Raw genomic sequence first — 25017 nt, 5'->3', positions numbered from 1 at the left:
TTTGAGCGTGCGCCGGTTCCGACCGGCGTTGCTATGATTTCGGAGAAGCCGCGCACATAACGGCGTCGGCGGAAATTGCAAGCGTTGTACGTCTGTCAACCCTCAGGCGGATCGGCGATCATCGCGGTGAACTCGGTTTCGCAGGTCGTTTTGCCCTCGACGCTTGCTCTGCCCTTGAACTTGTAGATGGTGCGACGCTGCTGGAGGAACTCGACCTCGAGGTCGAGCAGGCAACCCGGTGTCACGGGAGCGCGGAACTTGGCACTCTCGATACCCATGAAGATCACCAGCTTACCGGTCCCGGCAAGCTCGAGAGTTTCGATACCTAGGATCGCTGCAGCCTGCGCCAACGCTTCGATTTGCAGCACACCCGGCATGATCGGAGCGCCTGGAAAATGCCCCTGGAAGAACTCCTCGTTCATCGTCACGGCTTTGACCGCATGGATGCGTTCGTTCAGGTGAAGCTCCTTCACCCGATCGACGAGAAGCAGCGGATAACGGTGCGGCAGGGCCTTTAGAACCTTGTGGATGTCGTAATCCGTGATCGGTTCCGAAGTCGTGGCTTCTTCGCTCATGCCCTGCCCCCGTATATCGCTTTTAGCGGCCCTGCGGCGCTTGCTGGTTGCCCTGCTGTTGCTGGGCGGCCTGCTGTTGCTGCTGGAGCAGCTGCGCGGCGAGTAGTGTCTGCTGAATTTCCTGGAACACCTGCGCGCCCTGGCGGCTCGGGCGGTAGCCCTGCGGAGGGGTGATGTTCACGGACGGAACCTTGGTATTGAGCGACGCGGTGATCGCTGGCGTTAGATCGGCACCCTCGCCTGCAAATTGAACCGCATCGGGCTGGAGCACGATCCGGATTTGCTGAGCCGCGGCGACTTCCTGCAGCGCTGCGGGGTACTGTGCAAGAATCTGCTCGACGGCGAAAATGCGAGCGTTGTTCACCTGTCCGGAGATTGACGCGATCTCGCTTTCGAGGGTCTGCACCTGTGCGAAACTGGGCGAGCTCTGGACTGCGGGAAGCTCGTTTTCTTCAAGCTGTCCATTGCCGTTGCTGTCGAACGGCTGAAGCAGCGTGGAAAGCTCCTGCTGCTTTGCACGACGGGATTCGATTTGCGCCGCGTAGGTGGAATTGACCTGCTGATATGCGGTCTGGAGCGCTGTGGTCTGGATGATCGCGCGCGAGACGTCGGCTGTGGCGACACCCTGGGCCTGAGCCGCAACAGGTGCGGTCGCGGCGACGGCGGCCAGCACAAGTCCAGCCGGTGCGAGCAATTTGGTAAGAGATTTCATTAGAATTGAGTTCCTACGTTGAACGTGAATGTCTTGTCATCGTCACCCTCGACCTTGCGAATAGTCTGGGCGAAATCGATGCGGAACGGCCCGAATGGCGAGTTCCAGTTTACCCCGATGCCCGCGGTGATGCGCGGGCTGGGCGAGTTCCCGAGGAAGACCTCGCGGATCGCGCTGTTCGCGCGGATACTTGGAGTGTTGGCAGTCACCCCATCGGCTGCGATCGGATTGATGGTGGCAACGTTGTTGAAGACCGGGTTGCCGTTACCGTCCAGGACCGGATCGCCATTGTCATCGACAGCGGCAACACGCTCGATAAATACGAGATTGCCGTCGGCATCGACATTCTGGATCCCGTTGGGATTATCTTGCAGGATTGGCGTTTCCACGCCCCAGAGCGCCCCGACATCGACCCAGATCGAGGGACGCAGCCCCAGTTCGCGCGCACCCGTTCCGAGCGGAATTTCAAGCTCGGCGCGCGCGAGATAGTAGTTGCGGCCACCTATCGAATCGTCGCGGACCGAGTCGCGGTCGGTGATCGGAACCGGATCGCCATTCTCGTCTGGTACATAGGGCTGTGTCAGGATACGCGGGCCAACGCCGCGAATGTCGAAGCCGCGGAACTGCGGTTCGCCAAGGAAGAAGCGATCGGTGAGCAGGACGTCATCGACACCAGCACCGGCGCGATCCTGCAGCGGCAACACCGTGCCGCCCTCTGCTGACAGCGAGAATATGAAGCCGGAATTTGCAAGGTTCCAGAATTGCTGTGCTTTGCTGCGGACGCGCAGGTATCGCACATCGCCGCCCAGACCCGCAAACTCCGTGCTGAACGTGAAGCTCAGGCCGCGCGTTGGGCGAAGGCGTGAGTTCAGAGAATTGTAGGCGAGGCTGACACCCAGAATCGAACTCAGCCGGTTACCAAGCGCGTCACACAGGAATCGACCGGCGAGCAGCGGATCGCACTCGGGAACGCCGTCGCCATCGACGTCGGAGAAGAACAGGCTCTCGTCGAGGCTAACCTCGTCATAGTTCAGCGTGTAGCTGCCCACCACCGACATGAACTCCGTCAATGGAACGCCCACCCGGATCGCGCCGCCGGTCGTCGCCTGTTCGAAGGTCGTGTTGCGATCGCGGTTGCGGAAGTTGAAGCTGCTGAAATCGCGGCGATAAATATCAACGCCCGCAGAGATATTGCGATCGAAGACATATGGCTCGGTGAAGCTCACCTGCGCCGAACGCGAGAACTGCGAGTAATTGACGCTCAGCCCAATGGTCTGGCCACGTCCGCGGAAGTTGCGCTGGCGAATGGAGCCGGCAAGAATGAACTGCTCGATTGAGGAGAATCCGGCCGAGAACTGCAACTCACCAGTCGGCTGCTCTTCGACATTGGCTTCGAGAATGATCCGGTCAGGCGCACTACCCTCGACCTGGTTGACCTCGAAGTTTTCCTGGAAATAGCCGAGCGAATTGATGCGAGCGGTTGTGCGCTGGACGCCAAGCGAGTTGAATGCATCGCCTTCGGCAATACGGAATTCGCGGCGGATGACCTTGTCCTGCGTCAGCGTGTTGCCGTTAACGTCGACCCGCTCAACATAGACGCGCGGTGCCTGGCGAAGGATGAAATTGATATCCATCGTCAGTTCGTCTTTGTTGCGGGTGAAGCGCGGCTGCACGTCCGCAAAGGCATAGCCGAACCGGCCTGCGAGCTCGGTCAGCTGCTCGACGGTGTCCTCGACCGTTTTCGCGTTGTACCAGTCGCCGGTCTGCATCGGCAGGCCCTGGCTCATTACGTCGCTGTCGAAATCGCGCAGCTGGCTCTCAACCTCGACATCGCCGAACTTGTAGCGCTCACCTTCTTCGACAACGTAGGTGATGATGAAGTCTTCCTGGTCCGGCGTAAGCTCGGCCACGGCGGAAACGACGCGGAAGTCGGCATAGCCTTCGGTCAGGTAGAACTGGCGCAGCTTCTGCTGGTCGAAGGCCAGTCGATCCGGGTCGTAGCTCGTATTCGAGCTGAAGAAGCGGTGCCAGCGAGCCTGCTTCGTGACCATCTCGCCGCGCAATTCGCCATCGGAAAACTTCTCGTTCCCGATGATGTTGATCTGGCGGACCTTCGACTTCGGCCCCTCGGTGATTTCGAACACGACGTCAACGCGGTTCTGCGGCAGTTGAACCATCTTTGGCTCGACCACGGCGGCGAAGCGGCCCTGACGCTTGTAAAGCTCGATAATGCGGGCGACGTCAGCACGGACCTTGGAACGGGTGAAAATCTGGCGGGGGGCAAGCTTGATCTCGGGCAGGATCTTGTCGTTATCGAGCCGATCGTTGCCTTCGAGCACGATGCGGTTGATCACCGGGTTCTCGGTCACTGTGATGACGACATTACCGTCGTCATTCCGGATCGAGAAACTCGAGAACAATTCGGTTGCGCCAAGATCCTTGAGCGCCTCGTCGGCAGCGACCGAGGTGTATTCCTGCCCGACGCGCAGACGGATATAGCTGAGGATCGTTGTCGGCTCGAGACGTTCGGCGCCCGCAACGCTGATCGAGCGAATGATGTTGGCCGAGGGAGCGGGCGCGGGTGCGGGTGCAGGCGCCGGTGTTGGCTGAGCCGTAGTAGCGGGCGCTTCCTGCCCTTCGTCCTGAGCCAGCGCCGAGTACGGCACGCCGGCCAGCATCGTTGCCCCTGTCAGCGCGGCAGCCAGCGTCTTCGCCCGGTTGTAAGCCTTGGGTGTGACAGCCATGCTGCCCTTCTGCTCACGTCGATTCATGGAGTATTAGTTCCCGTCTTACCCGTCTTTGACGCACCGGAAGTGCGATCACACCTCATGTTGGCGGCGCGTTTCTGTACGGCCCTCATCGGTCCGAAACTGCCTCTGCCCCAAGCAGCCCTGGCAATCAAGCGGAGTCCCCGGTGATTCCCGGTTCGTCCGTTCCTTTTCACCGGCTAACTGCCGAACAGCCTTCCGAAGAAGGACAACGAGGCGACATCGTTCACCGTGACAACCACCATGAAGACCAGCACGACCAGTATTCCCGTTCGATAGGCCCATTCGGTTGCCACCGGACCGACTGGATTTCCGCGCACCGCTTCTGCTGCGTAGAAAGCCAGATGGCCGCCGTCGAGCGCAGGGATTGGCAAGAAATTGATGAATGCCAAATTAAGCGAAATCAGCGCAGTGAAGCTGAGGAACGAGATCAGCCCCATGCTCAGCTGCTCGCCCGAATATTTGGCGATCTTTATCGGGCCGCCGAGCTCCTTGATCGAGCGTTCGCCAAGGATGATCTGCTTCAGTCCGGTGAGCATCATGCCGAGCACATCCCAGCTATGCGTGACCGCCAGCGGGACGGATTCGAGTACGCTGACCTCTTCCAAGACATATTCGCCGCCGGATGGACCGACCCCAAGACGCCCGATAACGCTCGTATTTCCGAATGCGTCCGTGACTTCCACGCGTTCGGTGACCAGGGGTATGTCGACTATTTCGCCTTCGCGATCGACAGTGATCACCATTTCCTTTTCCGGATAGATCATGACGCGCGAGCGGATGTCCTCGAAGTCCTCGACCGGATCTCCGTCGATCGCGATGATCGTGTCGCCCAGTTGCATACCCGCCGCAGCCGCAACCGAGGTTTCGGAAAACTCACCTGCGGTCCGGGAATCCTCGGCCCCGACGATCGTCAGCTTGCCGTAGATCGAGAAGATCGAGGCGAAAATGGCGATAGTGATAAGAAGATTGGCGATCGGACCGGCCGCAACGATCAGTGCGCGTTTCCACAGCGCAGCCTCCTGAAAACTGCCAGCCTCTTTCGGCGCGTCAGGATCGGGCACGCTCGCCGGGTTCATATCCCCTTTGAACTGCACATAACCGCCGAGCGGAAGGGCCGAGATTCGCCAGCGTGTGCCCCGTTTGTCCGTGCGCCCCCAGATTTCCTTGCCGAAGCCGATCGAAAACGCTTCTGCCTCGACGCCGAACCAGCGCCCGACGAGATAGTGTCCAAGTTCGTGAAGGGTGATGAGCGGTCCGAGGACCAGCAGGAACCCGACGAGATACATCCAGAATGGGGGCGATTCAAACAAGAGCTTTGCTTCCTAGGGATTGCTGGGCACTGCGCCGCGCTTCCGCATCGATCGCGAGCACGTCTTCGAGCGTGCGCGGCGAGGCGGCGCTAGACCGGGCGAGCGTGTCTTCTACCACTGCAGTAATTCCCATGAACCCAATCTGACCCTCCAGAAACGCAGCAACCGCGATTTCGTTCGCAGCATTTAGGATCGCTGGAGCCGACCCGCCTGCATGGATGGCCTCGCGTGCGATGCGGGTGGCCGGGAAACGCTCTTCATCAGGTGCAAAAAAAGTGAGCTCACCAATGTCTGCCAGATCGAGCGGGTCGAGCGGCGTCTCCATCCGCTTGGGCCACGCAAGGCATGACGCAATGGGCACCCGCATATCGGAAGGTCCAAGCTGGGCCAGCGTAGAGCGGTCGCGATATTCAACCATCGAATGAATGACGCTTTGCGGGTGCACCACGATGCGCAGTCGTTCGAGGCCGACCGGAAACAGATAGTGGGCCTCGATGAATTCTAGCCCCTTGTTCATCATCGTCGCGGAATCCACGCTGATCTTCGCGCCCATCGACCAGTTCGGGTGCGCCACAGCCTGTTCTGGCGTCGCCGCCTTCAATTGCTCAGTCGACCACGTCCGCAAGGGTCCGCCGCTGGCGGTGAGTGTGATCCGTGCAACTTCCTGAAGGTCGTTGCCAACGAGACACTGGAAGATCGCGTTATGCTCGCTGTCGGTCGGAAGCAACGTCGCGCCGTGTTTCGCGACGGCGGCAGTGAGAACCTCGCCTGCCGAAACCAGCGCCTCCTTGTTGGCGAGTGCGATAGTCCCGCCGCGCTCCACCGCCGCCATGACAGGACCCAGCCCCGCACACCCGACAATAGCCGCAACGGTCATGTCGACCGGGCGCGCGGCAGCGTCGCGAAGGGCTTGCGCGCCGCCCGCCGCTTCGATGTCGGTTTCGGCAAGCGCCGTCCGTAGATCGTCGAGACAGGTTTCATCGCCGACTACGGCGAGTTTCGCGCCAAACTCCCGCGCGAGCCTCGCCAGTTCGAGCGCCGAGCAATTGGCCGTAAGCGCCTCGACCTGCCATTCGTCCGGATTACGACGCACAAGATCGAGCGTGGAGGCGCCGATCGAACCTGTGGCGCCAAGAATGGTGATCGAGCGGGTCATTCGCGCATTATCCGAGCAAATTCGGGATCACTGCAACCATAAACAGCACGAAGTAGACGGCGAGAAAGCCGTCCACCCGGTCAAAAACGCCGCCGTGCCCCGGTATCAGATTGCTCGAGTCCTTTACTCCCGCGCGCCTTTTCATCCAGCTCTCGAAGAAATCGCCCGTCTGCGCCACCACTGCTATGATCGCGCCCGCAATGAGCGCCGTGGCGATGTTGAGCCATTCGAATCCACCCCCGGCGGCGGGGCCGTAATCGGCAATCTCTATCCCAAGTCCGAGCAATCCTGCACCGAGCGCGCCGCCGATCAGCCCGGCCCACGTTTTGCCCGGACTGATCGATGGCGCGATTTTTGGACCTCCGATCGCACGGCCCGAAAAATACGCCCCGACGTCAACGGCTACGACAGGAGCGAGAAACACGATCAAAGTCTCTAGCGGACCATAGCTGATGCGGACCTGGATCAAGGCCAAAGCCGCCGCGCTGACATAGACCGCTCCGAAGAACAGCCATACCACCTGTCCGAGCGGTGAGATATCGAATGCCACGACCAACCGGTTCCATTCCCACAGAACAAGGCCAGCGATCAGGACGACGAGGCCGATCCACCACCAATTGCCGAGCCAGAGTGCGGCGCACACGATCGCAACCATGGCAATTGCCGATATGAAACGCTCGCGAAGGTCGAACAACGCCGACACCTTCTGCTTGACCTTCTGCCTCTTGGACACGTGTTCAGCGTCCTCCATAGCGGCGCTCCCGACGGGCGAAATCGTCCAGCGCCTGCGCCAGGTGCTCGGGTTTGAAGTCGGGCCAGAGCGTATCGACGAAGAGCATCTCGGCATAGGCCGATTGCCAGAGGAGAAAGTTGGACAGGCGGATTTCGCCGCTCGTGCGGATCAACAGATCGAGCGGCGGCAGGTCGCTGGTGTCGAGTTCAGCCTCGATGGCCTCGGGCGTTATCGCGCCCTTCTCAGCGGCCTTTGCCGCTGCACGCGCGATCTCGTTCTGAGCCCCGTAATTGAGCGCAACCGCAAGCTGCTTTGTACCATTGGCGGTCTGCGCCAGCGCATCTTCGAGCATTTCGACGATATCCGGAGCAAGCGCCCGCCAGTCACCGATGATTTTGAGCTTTACATCGTTCGCGACGAAATCGGGCAGGTCCGATTTGATGAACTTGCGCATGAGGTTCATGAGGTCGTCGACTTCGTCTTCCGAGCGCTTCCAGTTCTCGGAGGAAAACGCATAGAGCGTCAGGCAGTCGAGACCCATCGGCTCGAGGCCGCGCACTAGCCTGCGAACCGCCTCCACCCCGCGCTGATGCCCGATCGAACGGGGCAACCCCCGCTTCTTCGCCCAGCGTCCATTGCCATCCATGATGATGGCGACATGGCGCGCCCGTGATGGATCGCGTGTATGCGATTGAGCGTCCGACTGGGCGGGCCGTTCGGCCATCTGCTCTCCCCCGCCTGAACCCGCTTACTGGGTCAGGATCTCCTGCTCTTTCTTCGCAGCCGCTTCGTCGGCCTCGGCCACATACTTGTCGGTCAGCTTCTGAACTTCGTCTTCGAGCCGCTTGCGCTCGTCTTCCGAGATTTCTTTTTTCTTCTCGTCGGCCTTCAGGTCTTCCATCCCGTCGCGGCGGACATTGCGGATCGCTATCTTCGCCTTTTCTGCGTACTGGCCTGCAAGCTTGGCAAGCTCCTTGCGACGCTCTTCGGTAAGGTCGGGCATCGGAAGTCGGATCGTCTGCCCGTCGGTCATCGGGTTGAGGCCGAGATTGGCGTGCGCGATGCCTTTTTCGACGGCTGTGACGTTGGACTTGTCCCAGACCTGCACCGCAAGCATCCTTGGCTCGGGCGCGTTGACTGTCGCCACCTGGTTAAGCGGCATCATCGCGCCGTAGACCTCGACCTGCACCGGATCGAGCAGGCTGGTGTTTGCGCGGCCGGTGCGAAGACCGGAAAGATCACTCTTCAGCGACTCGACGGCACCGTTCATCCGGCGCTCGATATCTGCCTTGTCGTATTGCGGCATGGCTTACGCTTCCTTCTGTACAATCGTCTGCGTGCCTTCGCCCGAAAGGACGGTGGCGACGTTTCCTCGTTCGCGGATCGAGAACACCACTATCGGAATGTCGTTCTCGCGGCAAAGCGCAACTGCGGTTGCATCCATAACCTTAAGGTTGTCGGACAGGACTTTATCGTAGGTGATTGTGTCGAAACGCTTTGCATCGGGGTTTTTCTTGGGATCGCTATCGTAAACCCCATCTACGCTTGTGCCCTTCAGCAACGCATCGCAATTCATCTCGGCAGCCCGAAGCGCGGCGCCGGTATCGGTAGTGAAGAACGGGTTGCCGGTGCCTGCCGCAAAGATCACGATCCGCCCCTTCTCGAGGTGCCGTTCCGCCCGGCGTCGGATATAGGGCTCGCACACGCTGGACATCGGGATGGCCGACTGCACGCGGGTCTGCACACCGAGCTGCTCCAATGCGTTTTGCATAGCGAGAGCGTTCATCACAGTCGCGAGCATGCCCATGTAGTCGCCGGTGGTCCGGTCGAGCCCGCGCGCCGCACCTGCCACTCCGCGGAAAATGTTGCCTCCGCCAATGACGAGGCAGACCTCGAGGCCGGTCTCCTTGGCGGCTTTCACCTCTTCGGCGAGACGCGCGACGTAGGCCGGATCGATCCCGTATTCCTGCTCGCCCATAAGAACCTCGCCCGAAAGCTTGAGGAGGACGCGCTTGATTTCGGGTAGGGCCATGAGTGTCGAAGCTCCCGCTGGAGTTGAAACTGCGGCTTCCCTTAGACATGCTCCCGCACGGGCGCAAAGGGAAAGACGAGGGGGAATGCCAGTATGAGGAAATGGATTGCGTTGGGCCTGCTGAGCTTTGTGGTATTAGGCGGGTTGCTAGTCCTGGTTTTCCAGCGCTCGATCGGCCAGCGTTTGTTCGAAAGCGTCGCGGCCCAACGTATCGTCCAGAACGATCTCGCATTCGGAGAAGGGCTGCACCTCCTCCTCTGCGGGACCGGCTCGCCCCTCCCCAACCCCGATCGTGCCGGACCGTGTAATCTCGTCGTCGCCGGCGATCAGGCATTCGTGGTCGATATCGGCGAAGGCGGCGCGCGCAACCTCAACCTTATGGGCTTTTCGATCCCCTCGGTGGATGCGCTGCTGCTGACCCATTACCATTCGGACCATGTCGACGGAATCGGACCGCTGGCGCTGCTTTATTGGACCCAAGGGACGAAGACCGCGCCTTTGCCAGTCGTCGGTCCCCAAGGGCTGGAGACACTGGTCGAGGGCTTCAACCAGGCCTATGCTCTCGATCACGATTACCGCGTGGCGCATCACGGCGCCAACATCGTGCCGGAAACTGGCGGAGGTCTGATCGCCCGCCCCTTCGAGATCGGCGAGGAGCCAGTCGTGGTGCTCGAACGTGACGGCCTCGCAATTACCGCTTTCCGCGTCGACCACGATCCAGTTCGACCCGCGGTCGGATATCGCTTCGACTATCGCGGTCGCTCCCTCGTCATCAGCGGCGATGCTGCACGTTCGCCCAAGCTCGAGAATGTCGCGCGGGGTGCAGACCTGCTGGTCCACGATGCTCTTCAGCCAAAGCTGGTGGACACCCTCACCACGGCGCTCGAACAGGCGGGCAATGACAATGTCGCGACCATCACGCGCGACATCCTCGACTACCATGCCTCGCCTGAAGAAGCGGCCGCAAGCGCCCAGATTGCAGGGGTGAAGACACTGGTCCTTTCTCACCTAGTTCCGCCGATCCCCAGCGCGTTTTTCTATCCGGCGTTTCTTGGCGACGCCGAAGAAAGGTTTGATGGTGAAATCGTGGTCGGAGAAGATGGGATGGTCTTCTCGTTCCCACCCGACAGCGAAGCTATCGAGACCAAGACGGAGCTTTAGAGTCATGCCAATGCAAAAGGCCGCCGAGGTTTCGCCCGGCGGCCTTTCGTGAATTCGAGGCTGCAAGGCTTTAGCCACCAACAGCAGCGGCAACCTCCGCTGCGAAGTCGCTTTCTTCCTTCTCGATGCCTTCGCCGAGCTGGAAGCGGACATAGTCCTTCAGCACCACCGATCCGCCATTGTCCTTGCCGAACTTGGCGACAGTGTCTTCAACGCTCGTCTTGTTGTCCATCACGAACATCTGGCTGAGCAGCGCGTTTTCCTTCGCGTACTTCTTGATCGCGCCTTCGACCATCTTTTCCTGCACCTGCTCGGGCTTGCCGCTTTCGGCAGCCTTTTCCTGTGCAATCTTGCGCTCGCGCTCGATCACTTCGGGATCGAGACCTTCGGCGTTCAGAGCCTGCGGGAACATCGAGGCAATGTGCATGGCAAGCTGCTTGCCAAACGGCTCGAGCACGTCTGCGCCAAGGTCGCTTTCGAGAGCAACGAGAACGCCGATCTTGCCGAGGCCTTCGGCAGCCGCGTTGTGGACGTAGGAAACGACCGCACCCTGCGAGACGGAAACGGTCTGCATGCGGCGAACCTGCTGGTTCTCACCGATAGTCGCGACATTGCTGGTCAGCTTTTCCGAAACGGTGCCGCCGTCGGGATAGTCGGCAGCCTTCAGAGCTTCGACATCGTCGCTGTCGAGAGTGAGAGCGACCTGCGTGGTCTTCCGAACGAAGTCCTGGAACTGGTCGTTCTTTGCCACGAAGTCGGTTTCCGAGTTGACCTCGACAGCCACGCCCTTGCTACCCTCGACGGCGACGCCGACGAGGCCCTCGGCCGCAGTACGGCTCGACTTCTTCTGGACGGCAGCAAGTCCCTTGGCGCGCAGCGCGTCCTGCGCTGCTTCGATATCGCCGTTGGACTCTTCGAGAGCTTTTTTGGCGTCCATCATGCCGGCGCCGGTCATCTCGCGCAGTTTCTTCACATCAGCAGCGGAGAAATTGGCCATGTTCAATTCCTTTGAATGAATGTTGGCGCCGGGCCCTCTTTGGGGTTGCCCGGCGCTCTAATCTGGGATTGTGACGAGCGATTGACGCTCGCTACGAAACGGTGTGGCCGACTCAGGCGTCAGCTGCTTCGGCGGGAGGTTCCGCCATTGCGCCAACGTCTTCGCCCGAATCCGCAACCGCGCCGCCGCGACCTGCGCTCGCCGCGTCGCCGATAGCCTGGCAGTAGAGGCGAACCGCACGGCTCGCATCGTCGTTGCCCGGAACCGGGAAAGCGATGCCGGTCGGATCGACATTGGTGTCGAGGATCGCAATCACAGGAATGCCGAGCACAGCCGCTTCCTTGATCGCGAGGTCTTCCTTGTTGGCGTCGATCACGAACATGACGTCCGGAATACCACCCATGTCGCGGATACCGCCGAGCGAGAGTTCGAGCTTGTCACGCTCACGGGTGAGCTGGAGGACTTCTTTCTTGGTGAAGCCGCTGGTGTCGCCCGAAAGCTGCTCTTCCAGGGTCTTGAGACGCTTGATCGACTGCGAGATCGTTTTCCAGTTGGTGAGCATGCCGCCCAGCCAGCGATGGTTGACGAAGTGCTGGCCGCTGGCGCGGGCTGCTTCGGCAATCGGCTCCTGCGCCTGACGCTTGGTGCCGACGAACAGGACCTTGCCGCCTGCGCGGACAGTCTGCTCGACGAAATCGAGAGCGCGCGCGAAGAGCGGCACGGTCTGCGACAGGTCGATGATGTGAACACCGTTGCGGGCACCGAAGATATACGGCTTCATCCGCGGGTTCCAGCGGTGGGTCTGGTGGCCGAAGTGAGCGCCGGCCTCGATCAATTGCTGCATGGTGACGGTAGTGGCCGCCATAGGTAATTCCTTTCCGGTTGTTCCTCTGGAAAGCATGGAACCGCTGGCGGAGATCCCGCGTGCGGCACCGGTATGAAGCGCCTTCCATGTGAATTTCGCCGATTCGAAGCGCGCGGAATGCACACCTGTCTCCAGCGAGGCCGCGCACTTAGCGATGCTGCCCGCAGAAATCCAGTCTTTTTCGAGAAAATCGCCGCGCCGCTGAAATTACCGCTTGACGCAAGAGAACAAATACAGAACATAAGATATAGAACAAACGTGGTACGGGAACTTACTTAGGCGGTCCAGCATTTTGTGGCCGCGGGGGGATGAGAAGGAACATGACAATGATCGCATTCACTCTCACGACGCTTTTCGCGGTCGTCACCATCGCGACCGCTCTTGCCCTTGCAGATTTCTGGCTCCGTGCCCGCAGCGCGCACGCATCGCTGAAGCGTCAGGCTGCTCTCGCTGCAGCAGGCTTTGTCCCTCAGGTAGATGCTGAATTCGTGCGGCTGCGTCCCTCTGCGGAGCGGCGCCAGCCGTCAGCCGCGCGCCCGTATGCTACGCGTCTGCCCCGCCGGATGGGCTCGTCCGCTCACGCGCTCGGCGCCGCTTGATCTTGCCATATCTCATCAGCGCGTAAGGCATCAGCAGCAGGTAGCCCACGCTGATTGCGGTGAGGGTCCACCATGGCTCCAACAGTAGCGCGGCGAACAAGAGCGCAACGAATGCGATCACCCAAAGACGAATCCCACGACGCGGACGCATCGCAGTCCAGCTAAGTGTCGCCATGTTCGAGATCAACAGAACGGCGATCGCGCTCACCCAGATCGTCAGCGCGATCGGGTCGCGAAAAGCTTCGATACCGGTCTCGTTCCAGAGATAGAAAGGTGTGAACGCCAACCCCGCTCCAACGGGCGCGGGCACACCCGTCAAGAACCCTGCAGATTTGTGCGGCTGGTCATCGACATCGATCTGGGCGTTGAACCGAGCCAGCCGCAGCGCGCAACAGATGGCAAAGGCGAGCGCGGCGAACCAGCCGAACCGCTCGAATTCGTTGAGCGACCACATGTAGAGGATGAGCGCCGGGGCCATCCCGAAAGAGAGTGAATCGGCGAGACTGTCCAGTTCCGCCCCGAAACGCGATTGCGCGTTCAACAAGCGCGCTATGCGTCCATCTATTCCATCGAGTACGCCGGCGAGGATCACGGCAAGGATCGCGTACGACCATTGCTCCTCGACTGCAAAGCGAATGCCGGTCAATCCAGAGCAAAGTGCAGCGGCTGTGATGGCATTGGGCAACATCGCACGAAGCGTGAGCGCGCGCGGCGTTCCCGTGGCTTCCGCCTCATCGCCCTCCGAGGCCTTGGGCCCGATGCGTGCACCGGTCAGACCTTGCGGCTTGCGAAAGGTTGGCCTTTTCAAAGTGCGCGCCCGGCAATCATTGCGACACACCTTCGAGAAGGCCCTGCGCGCCTAATTCGGCTAGCACGGTCTCACCGGCAATGCAGCGCTGCCCCATCAGGACCTTGGGATCTGTGCCGGCGGGCAGGTAGACATCGACCCGGCTACCGAAGCGGATCAGGCCAACGCGCTGACCCTTGGCAACGGTGTCTCCCGGTTTGACAAACGGTACGATCCGGCGCGCGATGAGCCCTGCAATCTGAGTGAAACCGATTGCGACCCCATCGGCGCGTTCGATCAGCAGATGCTGGCGCTCGTTTTCTTCGCTCGCCTTGTCGAGATCCGCATTCACGAACTTGCCCGGGATATAGACCAGCCGGCGTACTGTCCCTGCGATCGGAGCCCGATTGATATGGACATCGAACACGCTCATGAAAATCGAAATGCGGGTGACCGGCCCGGGCGGCAGGCCTGCAAAGCCCGAGCCATCATCGACCTGCAGCTCCGTCGGCGGCTCCACGGTGGTGATGAGCGAAACGACGCCGTCGGCCGGCGCAACGATGCTGTTTTCAGCCTGAGGCACCACTCTTTCGGGATCGCGAAAGAACGCGAAGACGCCAATCGATAGCAGCAAAAGCGGCCATCCGATGATCTCCCAATCGAAAATGAGCAGCGGTACAAGGCTGATCGCAACCGCGATCACACCGTATTTGCGACCCTCAGGATGAATCGGCGGCCAGCTCCAGCCAGCTTCGCCGCGACCTTTGTTATCTAGAATTTCTCCAGCCATGTGCCCGCATGTAGGCAGCACCTCGCGCGCTAGCAAGCCACCGATCGAGGGTAATGCCTGCCGCAGTCGCTATTGCGAAGCATCCGGTCTTCACCGTCTAGTAATCTATTTACCATAATTCGCGGCCCTATGACGAAAACCGCGACAATCAGCGAAATCGACGCCGGTACGTCGACGGGCTCAATTCGCAGGTGGCTGGGTGAAGCGCCGATCTACGTTGTTGGCCTGCTGCTGATGACGCTTTGCATCAGCCTGCTCATGGTCCGCGGCATCAACCCAAGCGTATCGGGGATCATTGCGAATGCTCGTCTCTTCGCGCTGTTCGCAATGGTCCTTCTTATCGTCGATGCAGCCTGGCAGCTCGGCCGTGAACGCCCCAAAAGTCCGGTCGACTTTCTCAAAAAGCGCTATTCAGACCGCCTGTTGTGGCAAAAGATCGCGGCGGGGCTTCCCTTGCTGGCGATCGCGATCGTCGTATTGCCGTTTTTCTCGAAGATGAAGGCCGCAATTCCGCTCTTCAACGATTACACCTGGGACCAGACTTTCATCGAGTGGGATCGGGCGATTTTTTTCGGCTACGACGCATGGCAGGTGCTTCAGCCAGTCCTTGGCTACCCGGTCGTCACGGCTCTTCTCGCCCTGCTGTATCACCTCTGGTTTCTGCTGCTTTATCCCGGGGTGATGTTTTTCGTGTATGGCCGCATCGACAGCCAGCTTCGGCGGCAGTTCTTTATGACCTACATGCTGAGTTGGGCCCTCATTGGAGGAGCGATGGCAACGTGGCTCGCTTCGGTCGGACCGTGCTTTGTCGGCCCGATGCTCGGCAATCCGGCGTTCGATGCGCAAATGGCCTACCTATACGCTGCGAACGAGCAGGTGCCGATCATGGTACTGCCGGTGCAGGAGATGCTGCTCGAGCGCTACGCCAACGCGGATAATGGCCTGGGCAGCGGGATCACCGCGATGCCGAGCATGCACTGCGCGATCGCGTTCCTCTATTGGATCGCGGTGCGCCGCATCCATACCGGATGGGGCGTATTCTTCGGCGTGTTCTTTTTCGTAACGTGGATCAGCAGCGTCCACCTCGCCTACCACTATGCGGTAGATGGGCTGGTGTCGCTGTTAGCGGTGGCGGCAATCTGGTGGGCTTCGAAGCGGCTCATCGCAGCGTGGGACGCGTTTCTCGCACGTCAGGCCACTTTGCGCACGAATACCGTCCCCGCCGAATAGCCCGCACCGAAGCTGCAAATCAGACCCGTATCGCCAGCAGCAAGATCTTCGCTGTGCTTGTGAAAGGCGATGATCGAGCCCGCACTCGATGTATTGCCGTAGGTGTCGAGCACCGTGGGGCTTTCGTCGTCATTCGCCTCATGGCCGAGAACACGCTGCGCGATGAGCCGGTTCATCCCGGCATTTGCCTGGTGCAGCCACAGGCGGCGGAGCGTGGCAGGATCCATCTGGAGTTTTTCCGCTTCGTCGACGATCATCTGTGCGACCATCGGCACGACTTCCTTGAACACCTTTCGTCCTTCCTGGACGAAGAGTTTGTCTGGATTGTCGGCGGTTTCCGGATGTGCGCGGTTGAGGAAGCCGAAATTGTTTCGGATGTTGTTCGAAAACACGGTCTTGAGCTTGGTGCTGAGGATGTCCCAGTGCTCCTCCGGTGCGATTGCCGCATCCTCGACCAGCACCGCAGTCGCAACATCGCCAAAGATGAAGTGGCTGTCACGGTCGCGCCAGTTGAGATGGCCCGAAGTGATCTCGGGGCTCACAACCAGGACGCTTTTTGCATTGCCGGCGCGCACATAGTCCGCTGCAGTCTGGATACCGAATGTGGCCGAAGAGCACGCGACGTTCATATCGAAGCCGAAGCCGTCTATGCCGAGAGCCTGCTGGATCTCGATAGCCATGGCGGGATAGGCACGCTGCATGTTCGATGCGGCGCATAGCACTGCGTCGACATCCTCGGCCTCCCGCCCCGCCCGTTCGAGCGCCTGCGTGGCCGCCTTCACCCCTATTTCGGCCATAATGGACAGTTCTTCATTCGAACGCTCTTCCCAGCGCGGGGCCATAATGTCCGGATCGAGAATCGGCTCTTTCGCCATCACGTGACGCGCCTTGATCCCGCTCGCTTTCTCGATGAATTCGACCGAGGAATGTTGCAGCGGTTCCATCTCTCCCGCTTCGATCGCCTCGGCATTCCTCTCGTTATGGCGATCGACGAACTCATTGAAGCTCGCCACCAACTCTTCATTGGTGATCGACTGTTCTGGCGTGAACAGGCCGGTGGAGGAGATGACGGGACGATGGGTAAGTTGCATGATGCGCAAGGCTCTCTCTGATTGGGGCTGCGGGCAATACTGTCCTCCCGTCGCCCTCGCAAGAGCACGCGTGGCTCTGGAGAACTCCCTGTGTTTAAGCCATGAAATATTGATCCGTCACAACAGCGACTTACATTGAAGGCGTGGGACGGGATCGAACAGGGGCTATACACTTCGCGATAGCAGGGAGCGGCGCATATCTGCCGGAACGCGTGGTTCCAGCATCAGAACTCGATCGCCTTGCGGGGCTTGACCCCGGAACAGTCTCAGGAAAGTTCGCTATCACGCAACGGCGCTACGCAGCGCAGCATGAGACAAGTTCGTTCATGGGCGCAAGGGCGGCGGAAAATGCGCTTGCCGAAGCTGGGTGGCAGCCGGACGACATCGACGTGATCATTGGCGCTTGCGGCGTCATGGAACAGCCCATCCCGAGCACTGCCGTACTGATCCAGAACAGGCTCGGTCTGGGCGAGAGCGGCATTCCCGCTTTCGACATGAACGCGACCTGCCTGTCATTTCTTATCGCGCTGGATCGCGCGCTTGCCGGTTTCGCTCTTGGCGAGTGGGAAAGAGCGCTCATCGTTTCGTCAGACATCGCCACTGCGGCACTCGACTATTCCGATCCCGAGGCGTCTGTGCTGTTCAGTGACGGTGCAGCCGCATTCGCGCTCGATGCCAGCGGGCCTCATACTCGCCTTGCCCACCGCTTTGCCACCTTTGGTGAGGCGGAACGGGCTTGCCGGTTGGAGGCCGGTGGCACGCGGTTGCGGCTCGACGAAGATCCCGAGGCATTTCTCGCTGGATCAAAGTTCGCGATGGACGGGCATGCGGTATTCCGCGCCACGAGCCGCCGTTTTCCGGGTTTCCTTGCGGACCTTCTGGCCGATGCTGAAACCTCTCCAGAAGAGATAGCACAGGTTATACCGCACCAGGCGAGCGCATCGGCGCTCGAACACCTCAAGCGTGCCATTCCTGACGGTGCGGCGAAGACGATCGACGTTTATGCCGATTGCGGAAATATGATCGCGGCGAGCCTCCCCTATGCGCTTCACGTCGCACGCAAACGCAATTTGTTTTCTTCCGGTGATCGCGGTCTGCTGATCGGTAGCGGAGCAGGCATTTCTCTGGGGGGAGCCATAATCGAATGGTGAGCGGACCGATCCTTGTAACCGGCGCGACCGGGGGACTCGGCAGAGTGTTGGTCGAGCGCCTGATCGATCTCGGATATGAGGTCCGTGCGACCGGGCGAAGGGTGGATATCGGGGCTGAACTTGCGGAAACCGGCGCGCAGTTCATTGGATGCGACCTCGCCACGGAGTCCCTCGAGCCAATCACCGCTGGCGTAGCGACAATCTTTCACCTGGCGGCACTTTCTTCGCCTTGGGGGCGGCGAGAAGCGTTCGAACGGGCGAATGTAACTGCCACTCAGCGATTGCTGGTTGCCGCGAGATCGAGTGGATGCAGCACCTTTGTCTTTGCTTCAACCCCTTCGATTTACACCCACCCGTCGGACCAAATGGCACTTACCGAAGCGACACCGCTGCCGAGCAGGTTCGCAAATCACTATGCGCGCACCAAGTTCGCGGCAGAACGGGGGGTTCTAGCAGCCGCATCGGACGATTTCAGCGCCGTGGCCTTGCGGCCTCGTGCAATTCTCGGGCCTTACGATACGGCGCTGCTTCCCAGGCTGCTTCGTTCCGCTGACAAGGGGGTATTGCCGCTGCCCGCTGGTGGAAGCGCGCTGATCGAGCCTACCGATGCGCGCGATACAGCAGACGCTTTCATCGCCGCCGCGCGCACTGCCGGGAGCAATTCGGGTCTGGCATTCAACATTTCGGGCGGCGTCGGCCTGCCGGTGCGTAGTCTCACCGAAAAGGTATTCGAGTTGCTCGGCAGGGACGTGCGCATAGTTGCCGTCCCGCGCCGGGTCGCCCGGTTTGCTGGACGTGCAATCGAAAGTGCCGCAAAACTTCTGCCGGGATACCCCGAGCCACCCCTCACTGCTTACAGTGCAACTGTGCTTGGTTGGTCACAGACATTCGACCTCTCCGCGGCCAAGCGATCACTAGGCTGGACGCCCCGGCACGAGCCTCTCACGTCAATCGAGTGGGCGCTGGAAAACATGCGTCATGCGTGAAGTCACCACAATTGCGCTCGACACGGGTTCGTGCAGCCATCCGCAGCGAATGACGATCAGAGACGGCAGCTTGCGCGCAATCGACTACCCGGCGCTCGCAATGCTGATTGTCCATCCCGAGGAAGGACCGATCCTGTTCGACACCGGATATGATCCAGCTTTCCTCGCCGCGACCGAGCCCTTCCCCGAACGTTTCTACCGCTGGGCAACACCTGTCGACCTGAAGCCCGGCCGTGATGCTGCAAGCCAGTGCGAGCAGCTAGGATATGCTCCATCCGAGTTTCATCACGTGATCCTCTCGCATTTTCATGGCGATCACATCGCGGGACTTCATCGTTTCTCGAATGCTGCGATCCATTGCGCGCGCGCCGGACTGGAGGATGCGCACAAAGGCAATCGCCTGATGAGCACGAGACGGGGAATACTTCGCTCTCTCATTCCGGGTGACATGGGCGAGCGGGCACGATTTTTCGAGGAAGCAGCCTCGGTACCCCTCTCGCCCGATCTCCACCCGTTCGAGCGGGGTGCCGACCTTTTGGGAGACGGCTCGCTAATCGCAGTCGAACTACCCGGGCACTGCCCCGGACATTGGGGACTCGTCCTCAACGATGCGCGCCACGGGCTGCATTTCCTCGTTGCCGATGCGGCGTGGTCGCTCGATGCGATCCGGCGCGACGTCCCGCCGCCTGCAATAACTTCAGGCTTTCTCGGTCAAACTGCGCGCGTCCGCACGACGCTCGGCAGCCTCCATCACCTGTGGAAACGCAACAGCGACATTCGGCTGACACCCTGCCACTGTCCCGAACGAGCCGCAGAGGCGCGCAAAGGCGAGTGAGCGATACGGTCATCATCACCGGTGCAAGGGCACCGGTCGCACAGGACCTGGGACGGGCATGCCGGGCGGCGGGGTTCGAGGTCCATTTCGCCGATAGCGCACGAAGTCACGCGGCTCGCGCGATGAGACCGAGGTTCCCGTTTCACCGTCTCCCGCCCCCGCGACATGAATTCAACGCTTTCGCAAGCACGATGGCAATGCTGATTGAGCGGACAGGTGCGCGAAAGGTCATCCCGACCTGCGAAGAGGTTTTCTGGCTGGCTATCGCAGCACAGCGTGAGGGCTTTTCCGAGAGTCTCTATGCTCCCGACATCGATCTCCTCCGGACGCTGCATTCAAAGGCACGTTTCGCCGATCTTGCCGCTGAAATCGGTCTCTCTATTCCGTCTACAATCACTGTCGATCGACCCATAACGGTCAGGGATCTGCCTCTTGCGCGCGACGAGCTCGTGCTCAAGCCGGAATATTCCCGATTTGCATCCCACACCGTTATTGCCCCATCAGATCGCCAAATTGCCCGGATTTGCCCTTCGCAGGAGCGGCGCTGGGTGGCGCAGAAGCGTATGATCGGCGAAGAGTATTGTAGCTGGGCCGCGTTACATGACGGCAGGATAACGGCCTTTGCCGCCTACAGACCCCGCTGGCGCAAGGGCCATGCCGCCGCCTTTCTGATCGAAGCGGTCGATGTGCCTGCTATCCGCCGAGTAACCGAGAAGGTGGGAGCGGCGACCGGGATCACAGGTCAGCTCTCGTTCGACCTGATTGTCGATGCCGATGGGGTCGCCCATCCCATCGAATGCAACCCGCGAAGCGTCAGCGGGATTCACCTTTTTGATGCAAGCGCCGCGCTCGGTGGCGCGATCGTCGAGGGCGAGAGCTGTCCCTCGCCCGAAGCGGGGGTCCTGCGTCACATGGCCCCGGCAATGGCGCTCATCGGCTTGCCAACCGCCGTCGCCTCAGGGCGCTTCAGTGAATTGCGCGAAGACTGGCGACGGTCGAGCGATGTCATCGCGCGAGGGGAAGGAATGCGCGTCACGCTCGGTTGCGTGCGCGATGCGGCCGGGTTCGCCATGCAGGCAATGAAGGCGCGGCGCTCACCGGCATCGGCAACAACGGCCGACATCGAGTGGGACGGCGAGATCCCGGCGTGAACGGGACAGAACCCGCTCTGATCGAAGATTTGGCCGCGATCGCCGCGAGCCAAACGAAAGCTGCCCGGTTTGCTTCAGCGCTTGGCGCATCGGGCACAGCGGCATTCGTAAGCAACGCAACCTCGCGGGTGGCTCTCATACGCAACAAGGAACGCGAGCTTCCCGTGACTATCGATGATGGCGGTTATGGCCGCACCTACGTCGCAAGTCCTCACAGCGCCTACGTGCTCTATGCCCGCGACGAGATCGACATTGTCGGGATCAGGAGATTGCGCCGGGCGGCGCATGGCGCCCTCGACCTGCTCGACCGGATGCTGCGCGCGATCCGGATCAACCAGGCGGTCCATCTCGATAACTGGCTGCTTTCCACGAACCTGCACGGAACTTGGGACGGGAAGGGTCTGCCGCAGATTCGCGAAGTTCTCACTAGGCGTTTCCCGGAGCACTTTTTGATCTTGCGCTCGCTCGATCCGTGGTCGTGCCCGCAGCTGCTCGACGCCGCGAAGGCCGACGGATGGACGCTGCTGCCCTCGCGCCAAATATGGGTCACGGAAAATCTCGAACGCGATTGGCGTCCGCGTAACGACTATGGAAACGATCGCCGGGCGCTCGCCAAATCGGGTCTGACAGTTGAAGATCTGGAAACCCTTGGTCCCGCCGATGCGGCGCGGATCGCGGACCTCTATCACCAGCTCTATGTAGGCCGCTATTCGCCGCTCAATCCGATTTTCACCGCGCAGTTCATGGCCGAAACGGCGCGATCGGGCTTGCTGCGCTATCGTCTCGCACGCGACGAAAACGGCACAATCATGGCGGTCGCGGGAATGCTTGTGCGAGGGCAATATCTGACGGTGCCGGTGCTTGGATACGACCTGTCGCGCCCGAAAAAGGATGCGCTCTACAGGATCGCAACATTCATGTTCTCCGACTACGCGATGGAACGAGGTTTGCGCCTCCACAGTTCTTCCGGGGCAGGCGAGTTCAAGCGCAATCGCGGCGCGCGTCCGGTCATCGAATACATGGCGGTCCACGCTGGTCACTTGTCACTTGGAAGGCGAACGGGGTTGCAGATCCTTGCGCGACTGCTCGATACGATCATGGTGCCGATGATGAGGAAGCAGGGATGGTAGCGGAATGGCCGAAGGCGATTGCCGAGGGCTGGCATCCCGTTGCCACGCTCGACGAGCTGGGTGACAAGCGACCGCTCGCGGCGACCATCATGGGGCAAAGACTCGCATTGTTCCGCTCGGACGACGCAGTTGCAGTCTTCCGCGATCGCTGCCCGCACCGGGGTGCGCCTTTGTCTGAAGGCCGGATCGAGAATGGCGCGATCGCATGCCCCTATCACGGATGGCGCTTCAATTCAGAAGGACGCTGCATCGAGGTACCGGGCGCAAAGACTTGCCCCAACGTGTCCGCATCATCCCTTCCCGTGAAAGTGGAGGCCGGACTGGTTTGGACGAGCCTTGCACACGCCCCTCCCCCCTTCCCGCAATTGCCACCGGAAATGCATGACACCTCGCTCGACCCGTTCTGGTGGGTTCTTGAGCCTTCCAAGGCAGGGGTGCTCGATGCGCTCGAAAACCATCTCGATCCCGCTCACCCTCATTATCTTCACCCATGGCTGGTCCGCTCGCCGGGAAAACGCCGCAGGGTCGACGTCGAGATTCGCTCAGGACCCTGGGGCGGTGAGGCGCTCTACACCGAAGAACGCCGCAACACCGCGCTTCTACCCGCGCTGCTCGAAGGTCGACGAGCGCGAAGTATCGGCCGCCTATGGCCCCCGACCATTGGCGAAGTGCGATTGGAGAACACGAAAGGCGATTTTCTCTCGATTGCCGTGGCATTCAGTCCGGTTGATGTGGGCCTGACGCGTCCCTTCGCGCATTTCGCTTCGAAGAAAGGGTTCATCCCGGGTTTCATCAAGCGCGCGGCGCTCAAGGCTTTTCACTGGCCAATCCTTCAGCAAGACCGCCGGATGTTGGCCCTGCAGGAAGAAAATCGCGGGGCTGATGGCTACGAAATTGGTCCCCTCGACGTGCTTGCCCGGGCCATCTGGGCCCATGCCCATGGCAGGGATTGCCCGGATCGGACCGAGCGTATCGAGATGGAACTCTAATCGCCCTTCCAGCGCCGTTCGACCCGGCGCAGCTTGCGGTCGAAGACGGGCTCAATGCCGCGCTCGATCGCGATGTCAGGCGCCGCGCCGAGGCGTTGAAGGGCATTCACGAGACTTCCTAGCACGGCCTTGTCCAACGCCTCGGGAAGCTGCCCTTCAAGGCGGACTTCAATCGCGTTGGGCCCTGTCTGATAAGCGCGGAAATCCGATATTGCGGAATCGCTATCGACGATTGCATTCCGCACTACATCAGGCGTTACCAATCGTGTCCCCCTACCCGTCCGAAGCTCGAAAATGTCGTCGGAGCGTCCTTCGATCCGTTTCACCGCCTGGTGGGGCGACCCACAGGTACATGGCTCTTCATCCAGCTCGAGCAGGTCGTTCATTCGATACCGTACAAGCGCCTGTGCACGACGGGTGAAATCGGTGACGATCGGGATACGAAGCGGGCTTTCGGGCGATACCTTCTCCCATTCGAAATGCACCGCGTCTTCTGCAAGGTGGAGCGTGCCGTGGGGGCAAGAAACGCCGAAAAGTCCCTCGGTCGCCATGTATATCTGGCGCACGGTCCGACCGGTCGCATCTTGGATCACTTTCCGATCAAGTGGGTCAAGCACTTCGGCACCGCTGAAGATGTTGGCGGCGCTGAGCTTGCCCTTCTCCGCCAGCCAACGAAGAACCTTAGGCGGGGCGACTATCGTATCAGGCTGAAATTCCACCAGTCTTTCCACCCAGCTTTCAACTCCTTCGGCGAGATCGAAGAAGCCGAGCGCAATGCGGCTACCAGTGGTCGCAGACCGGTATAGTGAAGAAAGGCCAGGCAAAGCCAAGGCGACACGGTGACGCCGCCACAGGGCATCGGGTAGCGTCTTAGCGAGAATAGTGCCGAGCCAGACAAACCGTTCGTCCTCGCTGATAAGGTAATAGCCTCGATTGCCGCTCGTCCCCGTGCTTTGTCCCACGATGTGTCCGCCAATGCGTTCTTCGCCTTCCGCGATTGCCGAGCGGACCTGGCCGAGCGTAATGCCGGCGATGTTCATCTCTGCGAAGTTTTCGAGCAGGTCGGCTTTCTCGATCACTGGCAGATCGGTGAATGGATAGACCCGGCCGCCTTGATAAAATGGAACGTTCGCCGAGAGGTGCAACTGAAGCTGTGCAAGCCTTTGCGCCTGATATCTCTCGATATCAGACCTGGTGCGAAACCTTCGTGCCCGCCAACGCGCAGCGGCAAAACTGCGCAGGGCCAAGAGTGTTTGCCGAAAGTTCACTCGACAAAACTAAGGTATTGATCGCCTCGAGCAAGTATCGAAGGGCAATGGTGGCAGGGCTTGATTCGAACCGGAAAAATAACGCTTTGATATCAATCCTGTTCTTGGACCAAGGACAGACCTTCCCCCACACTCTCCCCCACATTTTCGTTCATTTAACGGTGGTTCGGTTCAGCGTTTTGGCCGAAAAGCTGAATAAATGGGCGGTTCGTAGCGCGCCAGTACGCAACATAATGGCACGGTCTGACGCTGTCCAATTGCGAGTTAGCAGCCTGGTCAATTCGACGCCCGACACCGCTCAACCAGCTTATGCAAACTGGCTGTCATAATTCGCGTTGCCTTGCCGATCTTGACCGTTTCGAGTTCGCCACTGGAAATCAGCTCGTAGAGCTTTGTGCGTCCGACACCGATCATGCGCGCAGCGTCATTGACCCTGACACAGATCGGCTCGACAAGTTGATGGCCGCTCATTCCGCCGGTTCCTCTTCACGATAGTGAGCGGGATCGGCAATCCAGCGATTGATAGCTGACTCATGCCAACCCGCGCCATGCACACTTATCTTCACCTGAGACGGAAAAGTGCCTTCAGCGATCTTGCGATAGATTGTGGAGCGGGAAAGGCCGGTGCGGTCGAGCACGGTCTTCAAGCGAATGATGCGTTCGGTATTGGACATAGGGCATTCTCACTTTGACATTGG

26 protein-coding genes are annotated in these 25017 nt (G+C 60.3%); 9 read left to right on the top strand and 17 right to left on the bottom strand.

Translation table 11 applies throughout. The annotated features are described in order from the left end of the window. Positions 1-95: 95 nt before the first annotated feature. From fabZ to pyrH, 9 genes are all read right to left on the bottom strand, one after another. Positions 96-575 carry a 3-hydroxyacyl-ACP dehydratase FabZ gene (gene fabZ / locus FIU90_RS07800; RefSeq protein ID WP_152434269.1) on the bottom strand — a complete coding sequence of 160 codons (480 nt, stop codon included), beginning with the start codon at positions 573-575 and terminating at the stop codon, positions 96-98. A 22-nt stretch (positions 576-597) separates the two neighbouring features. Then, entirely contained in the window at positions 598-1287 is a 690-nt protein-coding gene (locus FIU90_RS07795; protein WP_152434268.1) for an OmpH family outer membrane protein, read from the bottom strand. Then, a complete protein-coding gene (gene bamA / locus FIU90_RS07790) occupies positions 1287-4031 on the bottom strand; it encodes an outer membrane protein assembly factor BamA (protein WP_234029677.1) in 2745 nt (914 codons plus the stop codon). The genes FIU90_RS07795 and bamA overlap by 1 nt, the downstream gene beginning before the upstream one ends. A 203-nt stretch (positions 4032-4234) precedes the next feature. Then, complete coding sequence (rseP, locus tag FIU90_RS07785; protein WP_152434266.1) at positions 4235-5368, bottom strand: RIP metalloprotease RseP; 1134 nt, start codon at positions 5366-5368, stop codon at positions 4235-4237. Then, positions 5361-6524 (bottom strand): 1-deoxy-D-xylulose-5-phosphate reductoisomerase, encoded by a 1164-nt coding sequence (locus FIU90_RS07780; protein ID WP_152434265.1) that lies wholly within the window; start codon positions 6522-6524, stop codon positions 5361-5363. The genes rseP and FIU90_RS07780 overlap by 8 nt, the downstream gene beginning before the upstream one ends. Before the next feature lie 7 nt (positions 6525-6531). Then, positions 6532-7257, bottom strand: a complete 726-nt coding sequence (locus FIU90_RS07775) for a phosphatidate cytidylyltransferase (RefSeq protein WP_234029676.1) — start codon at positions 7255-7257, stop codon at positions 6532-6534. Between the two features lie 4 nt (positions 7258-7261). After that, positions 7262-7981, bottom strand: a complete 720-nt coding sequence (gene uppS, locus FIU90_RS07770; protein WP_152434263.1) for a polyprenyl diphosphate synthase — start codon at positions 7979-7981, stop codon at positions 7262-7264. A 24-nt stretch (positions 7982-8005) separates the two neighbouring features. Then, positions 8006-8563: a ribosome recycling factor gene (gene frr, locus FIU90_RS07765; RefSeq protein WP_152434262.1), complete on the bottom strand. Its 558-nt coding sequence runs from the start codon at positions 8561-8563 to the stop codon at positions 8006-8008. Between the two features lie 3 nt (positions 8564-8566). After that, a complete protein-coding gene (pyrH, locus tag FIU90_RS07760; RefSeq protein WP_152434261.1) occupies positions 8567-9289 on the bottom strand; it encodes a UMP kinase in 723 nt (240 codons plus the stop codon). Between the two features lie 93 nt (positions 9290-9382). On the opposite strand from pyrH, the gene FIU90_RS07755 reads away from it, so the two are divergent. After that, positions 9383-10450 carry an MBL fold metallo-hydrolase gene (locus FIU90_RS07755; RefSeq protein WP_152434260.1) on the top strand — a complete coding sequence of 356 codons (1068 nt, stop codon included), beginning with the start codon at positions 9383-9385 and terminating at the stop codon, positions 10448-10450. A 70-nt stretch (positions 10451-10520) separates the two neighbouring features. On the opposite strand, the gene tsf is transcribed toward FIU90_RS07755, so the two are convergent. Together tsf and rpsB are read right to left on the bottom strand one after the other, a co-directional pair. Beyond that, complete coding sequence (tsf, locus tag FIU90_RS07750; RefSeq protein WP_152434259.1) at positions 10521-11447, bottom strand: translation elongation factor Ts; 927 nt, start codon at positions 11445-11447, stop codon at positions 10521-10523. 112 nt (positions 11448-11559) lie between these two features. After that, the gene (rpsB, locus tag FIU90_RS07745; protein WP_152434258.1) at positions 11560-12312 is read right to left on the bottom strand and encodes a 30S ribosomal protein S2; all 753 of its coding nucleotides are present in this window, start codon (positions 12310-12312) and stop codon (positions 11560-11562) included. 326 nt (positions 12313-12638) lie between these two features. Between rpsB and FIU90_RS07740 the strand changes: the two genes are divergently transcribed. Continuing rightward, entirely contained in the window at positions 12639-12911 is a 273-nt protein-coding gene (locus tag FIU90_RS07740) for a hypothetical protein (RefSeq protein ID WP_152434257.1), read from the top strand. On the opposite strand, the gene FIU90_RS07735 is transcribed toward FIU90_RS07740, so the two are convergent. Together FIU90_RS07735 and FIU90_RS07730 are read right to left on the bottom strand one after the other, a co-directional pair. After that, entirely contained in the window at positions 12856-13671 is an 816-nt protein-coding gene (locus FIU90_RS07735) for a phosphatidylcholine/phosphatidylserine synthase (protein WP_234029690.1), read from the bottom strand. The two genes, FIU90_RS07740 and FIU90_RS07735, sit on opposite strands and share 56 nt — an antisense overlap. Before the next feature lie 64 nt (positions 13672-13735). Continuing rightward, the gene (locus FIU90_RS07730) at positions 13736-14488 is read right to left on the bottom strand and encodes a phosphatidylserine decarboxylase (protein WP_152434256.1); all 753 of its coding nucleotides are present in this window, start codon (positions 14486-14488) and stop codon (positions 13736-13738) included. 129 nt (positions 14489-14617) lie between these two features. On the opposite strand from FIU90_RS07730, the gene FIU90_RS07725 reads away from it, so the two are divergent. Next, on the top strand, positions 14618-15718 hold the full coding sequence (locus FIU90_RS07725; RefSeq protein WP_152434255.1) for a phosphatase PAP2 family protein: 1101 nt from the start codon (positions 14618-14620) through the stop codon (positions 15716-15718). Here the strand turns inward: FIU90_RS07725 and FIU90_RS07720 are convergent. Further along, positions 15679-16809 (bottom strand): beta-ketoacyl-ACP synthase III, encoded by a 1131-nt coding sequence (locus FIU90_RS07720; protein ID WP_152434254.1) that lies wholly within the window; start codon positions 16807-16809, stop codon positions 15679-15681. The genes FIU90_RS07725 and FIU90_RS07720 overlap by 40 nt on opposite strands. A 143-nt stretch (positions 16810-16952) precedes the next feature. Here FIU90_RS07720 and FIU90_RS07715 point away from each other — a divergent pair, with 143 nt between their 5' ends. From FIU90_RS07715 to FIU90_RS07690, 6 genes are all read left to right on the top strand, one after another. Next, positions 16953-17960 carry a 3-oxoacyl-[acyl-carrier-protein] synthase III C-terminal domain-containing protein gene (locus tag FIU90_RS07715; RefSeq protein WP_370515194.1) on the top strand — a complete coding sequence of 336 codons (1008 nt, stop codon included), beginning with the start codon at positions 16953-16955 and terminating at the stop codon, positions 17958-17960. Then, on the top strand, positions 17954-18946 hold the full coding sequence (locus FIU90_RS07710) for an NAD(P)-dependent oxidoreductase (protein ID WP_152434252.1): 993 nt from the start codon (positions 17954-17956) through the stop codon (positions 18944-18946). Before FIU90_RS07715 ends, FIU90_RS07710 begins: the two co-directional genes overlap by 7 nt. Then, positions 18939-19781: an MBL fold metallo-hydrolase gene (locus FIU90_RS07705; protein ID WP_152434251.1), complete on the top strand. Its 843-nt coding sequence runs from the start codon at positions 18939-18941 to the stop codon at positions 19779-19781. Before FIU90_RS07710 ends, FIU90_RS07705 begins: the two co-directional genes overlap by 8 nt. Positions 19782-19972: 191 nt before the next feature. Next, a complete protein-coding gene (locus tag FIU90_RS07700; protein WP_152434250.1) occupies positions 19973-20932 on the top strand; it encodes a hypothetical protein in 960 nt (319 codons plus the stop codon). Further along, complete coding sequence (locus tag FIU90_RS07695; protein ID WP_152434249.1) at positions 20929-22062, top strand: GNAT family N-acetyltransferase; 1134 nt, start codon at positions 20929-20931, stop codon at positions 22060-22062. The genes FIU90_RS07700 and FIU90_RS07695 overlap by 4 nt, the downstream gene beginning before the upstream one ends. Continuing rightward, complete coding sequence (locus FIU90_RS07690) at positions 22056-23051, top strand: aromatic ring-hydroxylating dioxygenase subunit alpha (protein WP_152434248.1); 996 nt, start codon at positions 22056-22058, stop codon at positions 23049-23051. Before FIU90_RS07695 ends, FIU90_RS07690 begins: the two co-directional genes overlap by 7 nt. Here the strand turns inward: FIU90_RS07690 and FIU90_RS07685 are convergent. The 3 genes from FIU90_RS07685 to FIU90_RS07675 all read right to left on the bottom strand — a co-directional run bounded on the left by FIU90_RS07685 (position 23048) and on the right by FIU90_RS07675 (position 24993). Continuing rightward, positions 23048-24319 (bottom strand): F390 synthetase-related protein, encoded by a 1272-nt coding sequence (locus FIU90_RS07685; protein ID WP_152434247.1) that lies wholly within the window; start codon positions 24317-24319, stop codon positions 23048-23050. The two genes, FIU90_RS07690 and FIU90_RS07685, sit on opposite strands and share 4 nt — an antisense overlap. A gap of 276 nt (positions 24320-24595) precedes the next feature. After that, a complete protein-coding gene (locus tag FIU90_RS07680) occupies positions 24596-24790 on the bottom strand; it encodes a helix-turn-helix domain-containing protein (RefSeq protein ID WP_152434246.1) in 195 nt (64 codons plus the stop codon). Further along, positions 24787-24993: an AlpA family transcriptional regulator gene (locus FIU90_RS07675; RefSeq protein WP_067673162.1), complete on the bottom strand. Its 207-nt coding sequence runs from the start codon at positions 24991-24993 to the stop codon at positions 24787-24789. The genes FIU90_RS07680 and FIU90_RS07675 overlap by 4 nt, the downstream gene beginning before the upstream one ends. Positions 24994-25017 lie beyond the last annotated feature (24 nt).

Origin of the sequence: Erythrobacter sp. THAF29 (assembly GCF_009363635.1) — a bacterium.
GTDB lineage: Bacteria > Pseudomonadota > Alphaproteobacteria > Sphingomonadales > Sphingomonadaceae > Erythrobacter.
Note: the sequence above shows the minus strand (reverse complement) of the source record. Positions and strands in the feature narration are given on the sequence as shown.

Bases quoted from the DNA above. Each gene is read 5' to 3' on its own strand.
- tsf (WP_152434259.1), bottom strand. From the start codon at position 11,447: ATGGCCAATTTCTCCGCTGCTGATGTGAAGAAACTGCGCGAGATGACC.
- bamA (WP_234029677.1), bottom strand. From the start codon at position 4,031: ATGGCTGTCACACCCAAGGCTTACAACCGGGCGAAGACGCTGGCTGCC.
- FIU90_RS07680 (WP_152434246.1), bottom strand. From the start codon at position 24,790: ATGAGCGGCCATCAACTTGTCGAGCCGATCTGTGTCAGGGTCAATGAC.
- FIU90_RS07705 (WP_152434251.1), top strand. From the start codon at position 18,939: ATGCGTGAAGTCACCACAATTGCGCTCGACACGGGTTCGTGCAGCCAT.
- FIU90_RS07675 (WP_067673162.1), bottom strand. From the start codon at position 24,993: ATGTCCAATACCGAACGCATCATTCGCTTGAAGACCGTGCTCGACCGC.
- FIU90_RS07690 (WP_152434248.1), top strand. From the start codon at position 22,056: ATGGTAGCGGAATGGCCGAAGGCGATTGCCGAGGGCTGGCATCCCGTT.
- FIU90_RS07710 (WP_152434252.1), top strand. From the start codon at position 17,954: ATGGTGAGCGGACCGATCCTTGTAACCGGCGCGACCGGGGGACTCGGC.
- uppS (WP_152434263.1), bottom strand. From the start codon at position 7,981: ATGGCCGAACGGCCCGCCCAGTCGGACGCTCAATCGCATACACGCGAT.
- FIU90_RS07700 (WP_152434250.1), top strand. From the start codon at position 19,973: ATGGCAATGCTGATTGAGCGGACAGGTGCGCGAAAGGTCATCCCGACC.
- frr (WP_152434262.1), bottom strand. From the start codon at position 8,563: ATGCCGCAATACGACAAGGCAGATATCGAGCGCCGGATGAACGGTGCC.
- FIU90_RS07780 (WP_152434265.1), bottom strand. From the start codon at position 6,524: ATGACCCGCTCGATCACCATTCTTGGCGCCACAGGTTCGATCGGCGCC.
- FIU90_RS07720 (WP_152434254.1), bottom strand. From the start codon at position 16,809: ATGCAACTTACCCATCGTCCCGTCATCTCCTCCACCGGCCTGTTCACG.
- rpsB (WP_152434258.1), bottom strand. From the start codon at position 12,312: ATGGCGGCCACTACCGTCACCATGCAGCAATTGATCGAGGCCGGCGCT.
- FIU90_RS07725 (WP_152434255.1), top strand. From the start codon at position 14,618: ATGACGAAAACCGCGACAATCAGCGAAATCGACGCCGGTACGTCGACG.
- FIU90_RS07795 (WP_152434268.1), bottom strand. From the start codon at position 1,287: ATGAAATCTCTTACCAAATTGCTCGCACCGGCTGGACTTGTGCTGGCC.
- FIU90_RS07730 (WP_152434256.1), bottom strand. From the start codon at position 14,488: ATGGCTGGAGAAATTCTAGATAACAAAGGTCGCGGCGAAGCTGGCTGG.
- FIU90_RS07755 (WP_152434260.1), top strand. From the start codon at position 9,383: ATGAGGAAATGGATTGCGTTGGGCCTGCTGAGCTTTGTGGTATTAGGC.
- pyrH (WP_152434261.1), bottom strand. From the start codon at position 9,289: ATGGCCCTACCCGAAATCAAGCGCGTCCTCCTCAAGCTTTCGGGCGAG.
- fabZ (WP_152434269.1), bottom strand. From the start codon at position 575: ATGAGCGAAGAAGCCACGACTTCGGAACCGATCACGGATTACGACATC.
- FIU90_RS07740 (WP_152434257.1), top strand. From the start codon at position 12,639: ATGATCGCATTCACTCTCACGACGCTTTTCGCGGTCGTCACCATCGCG.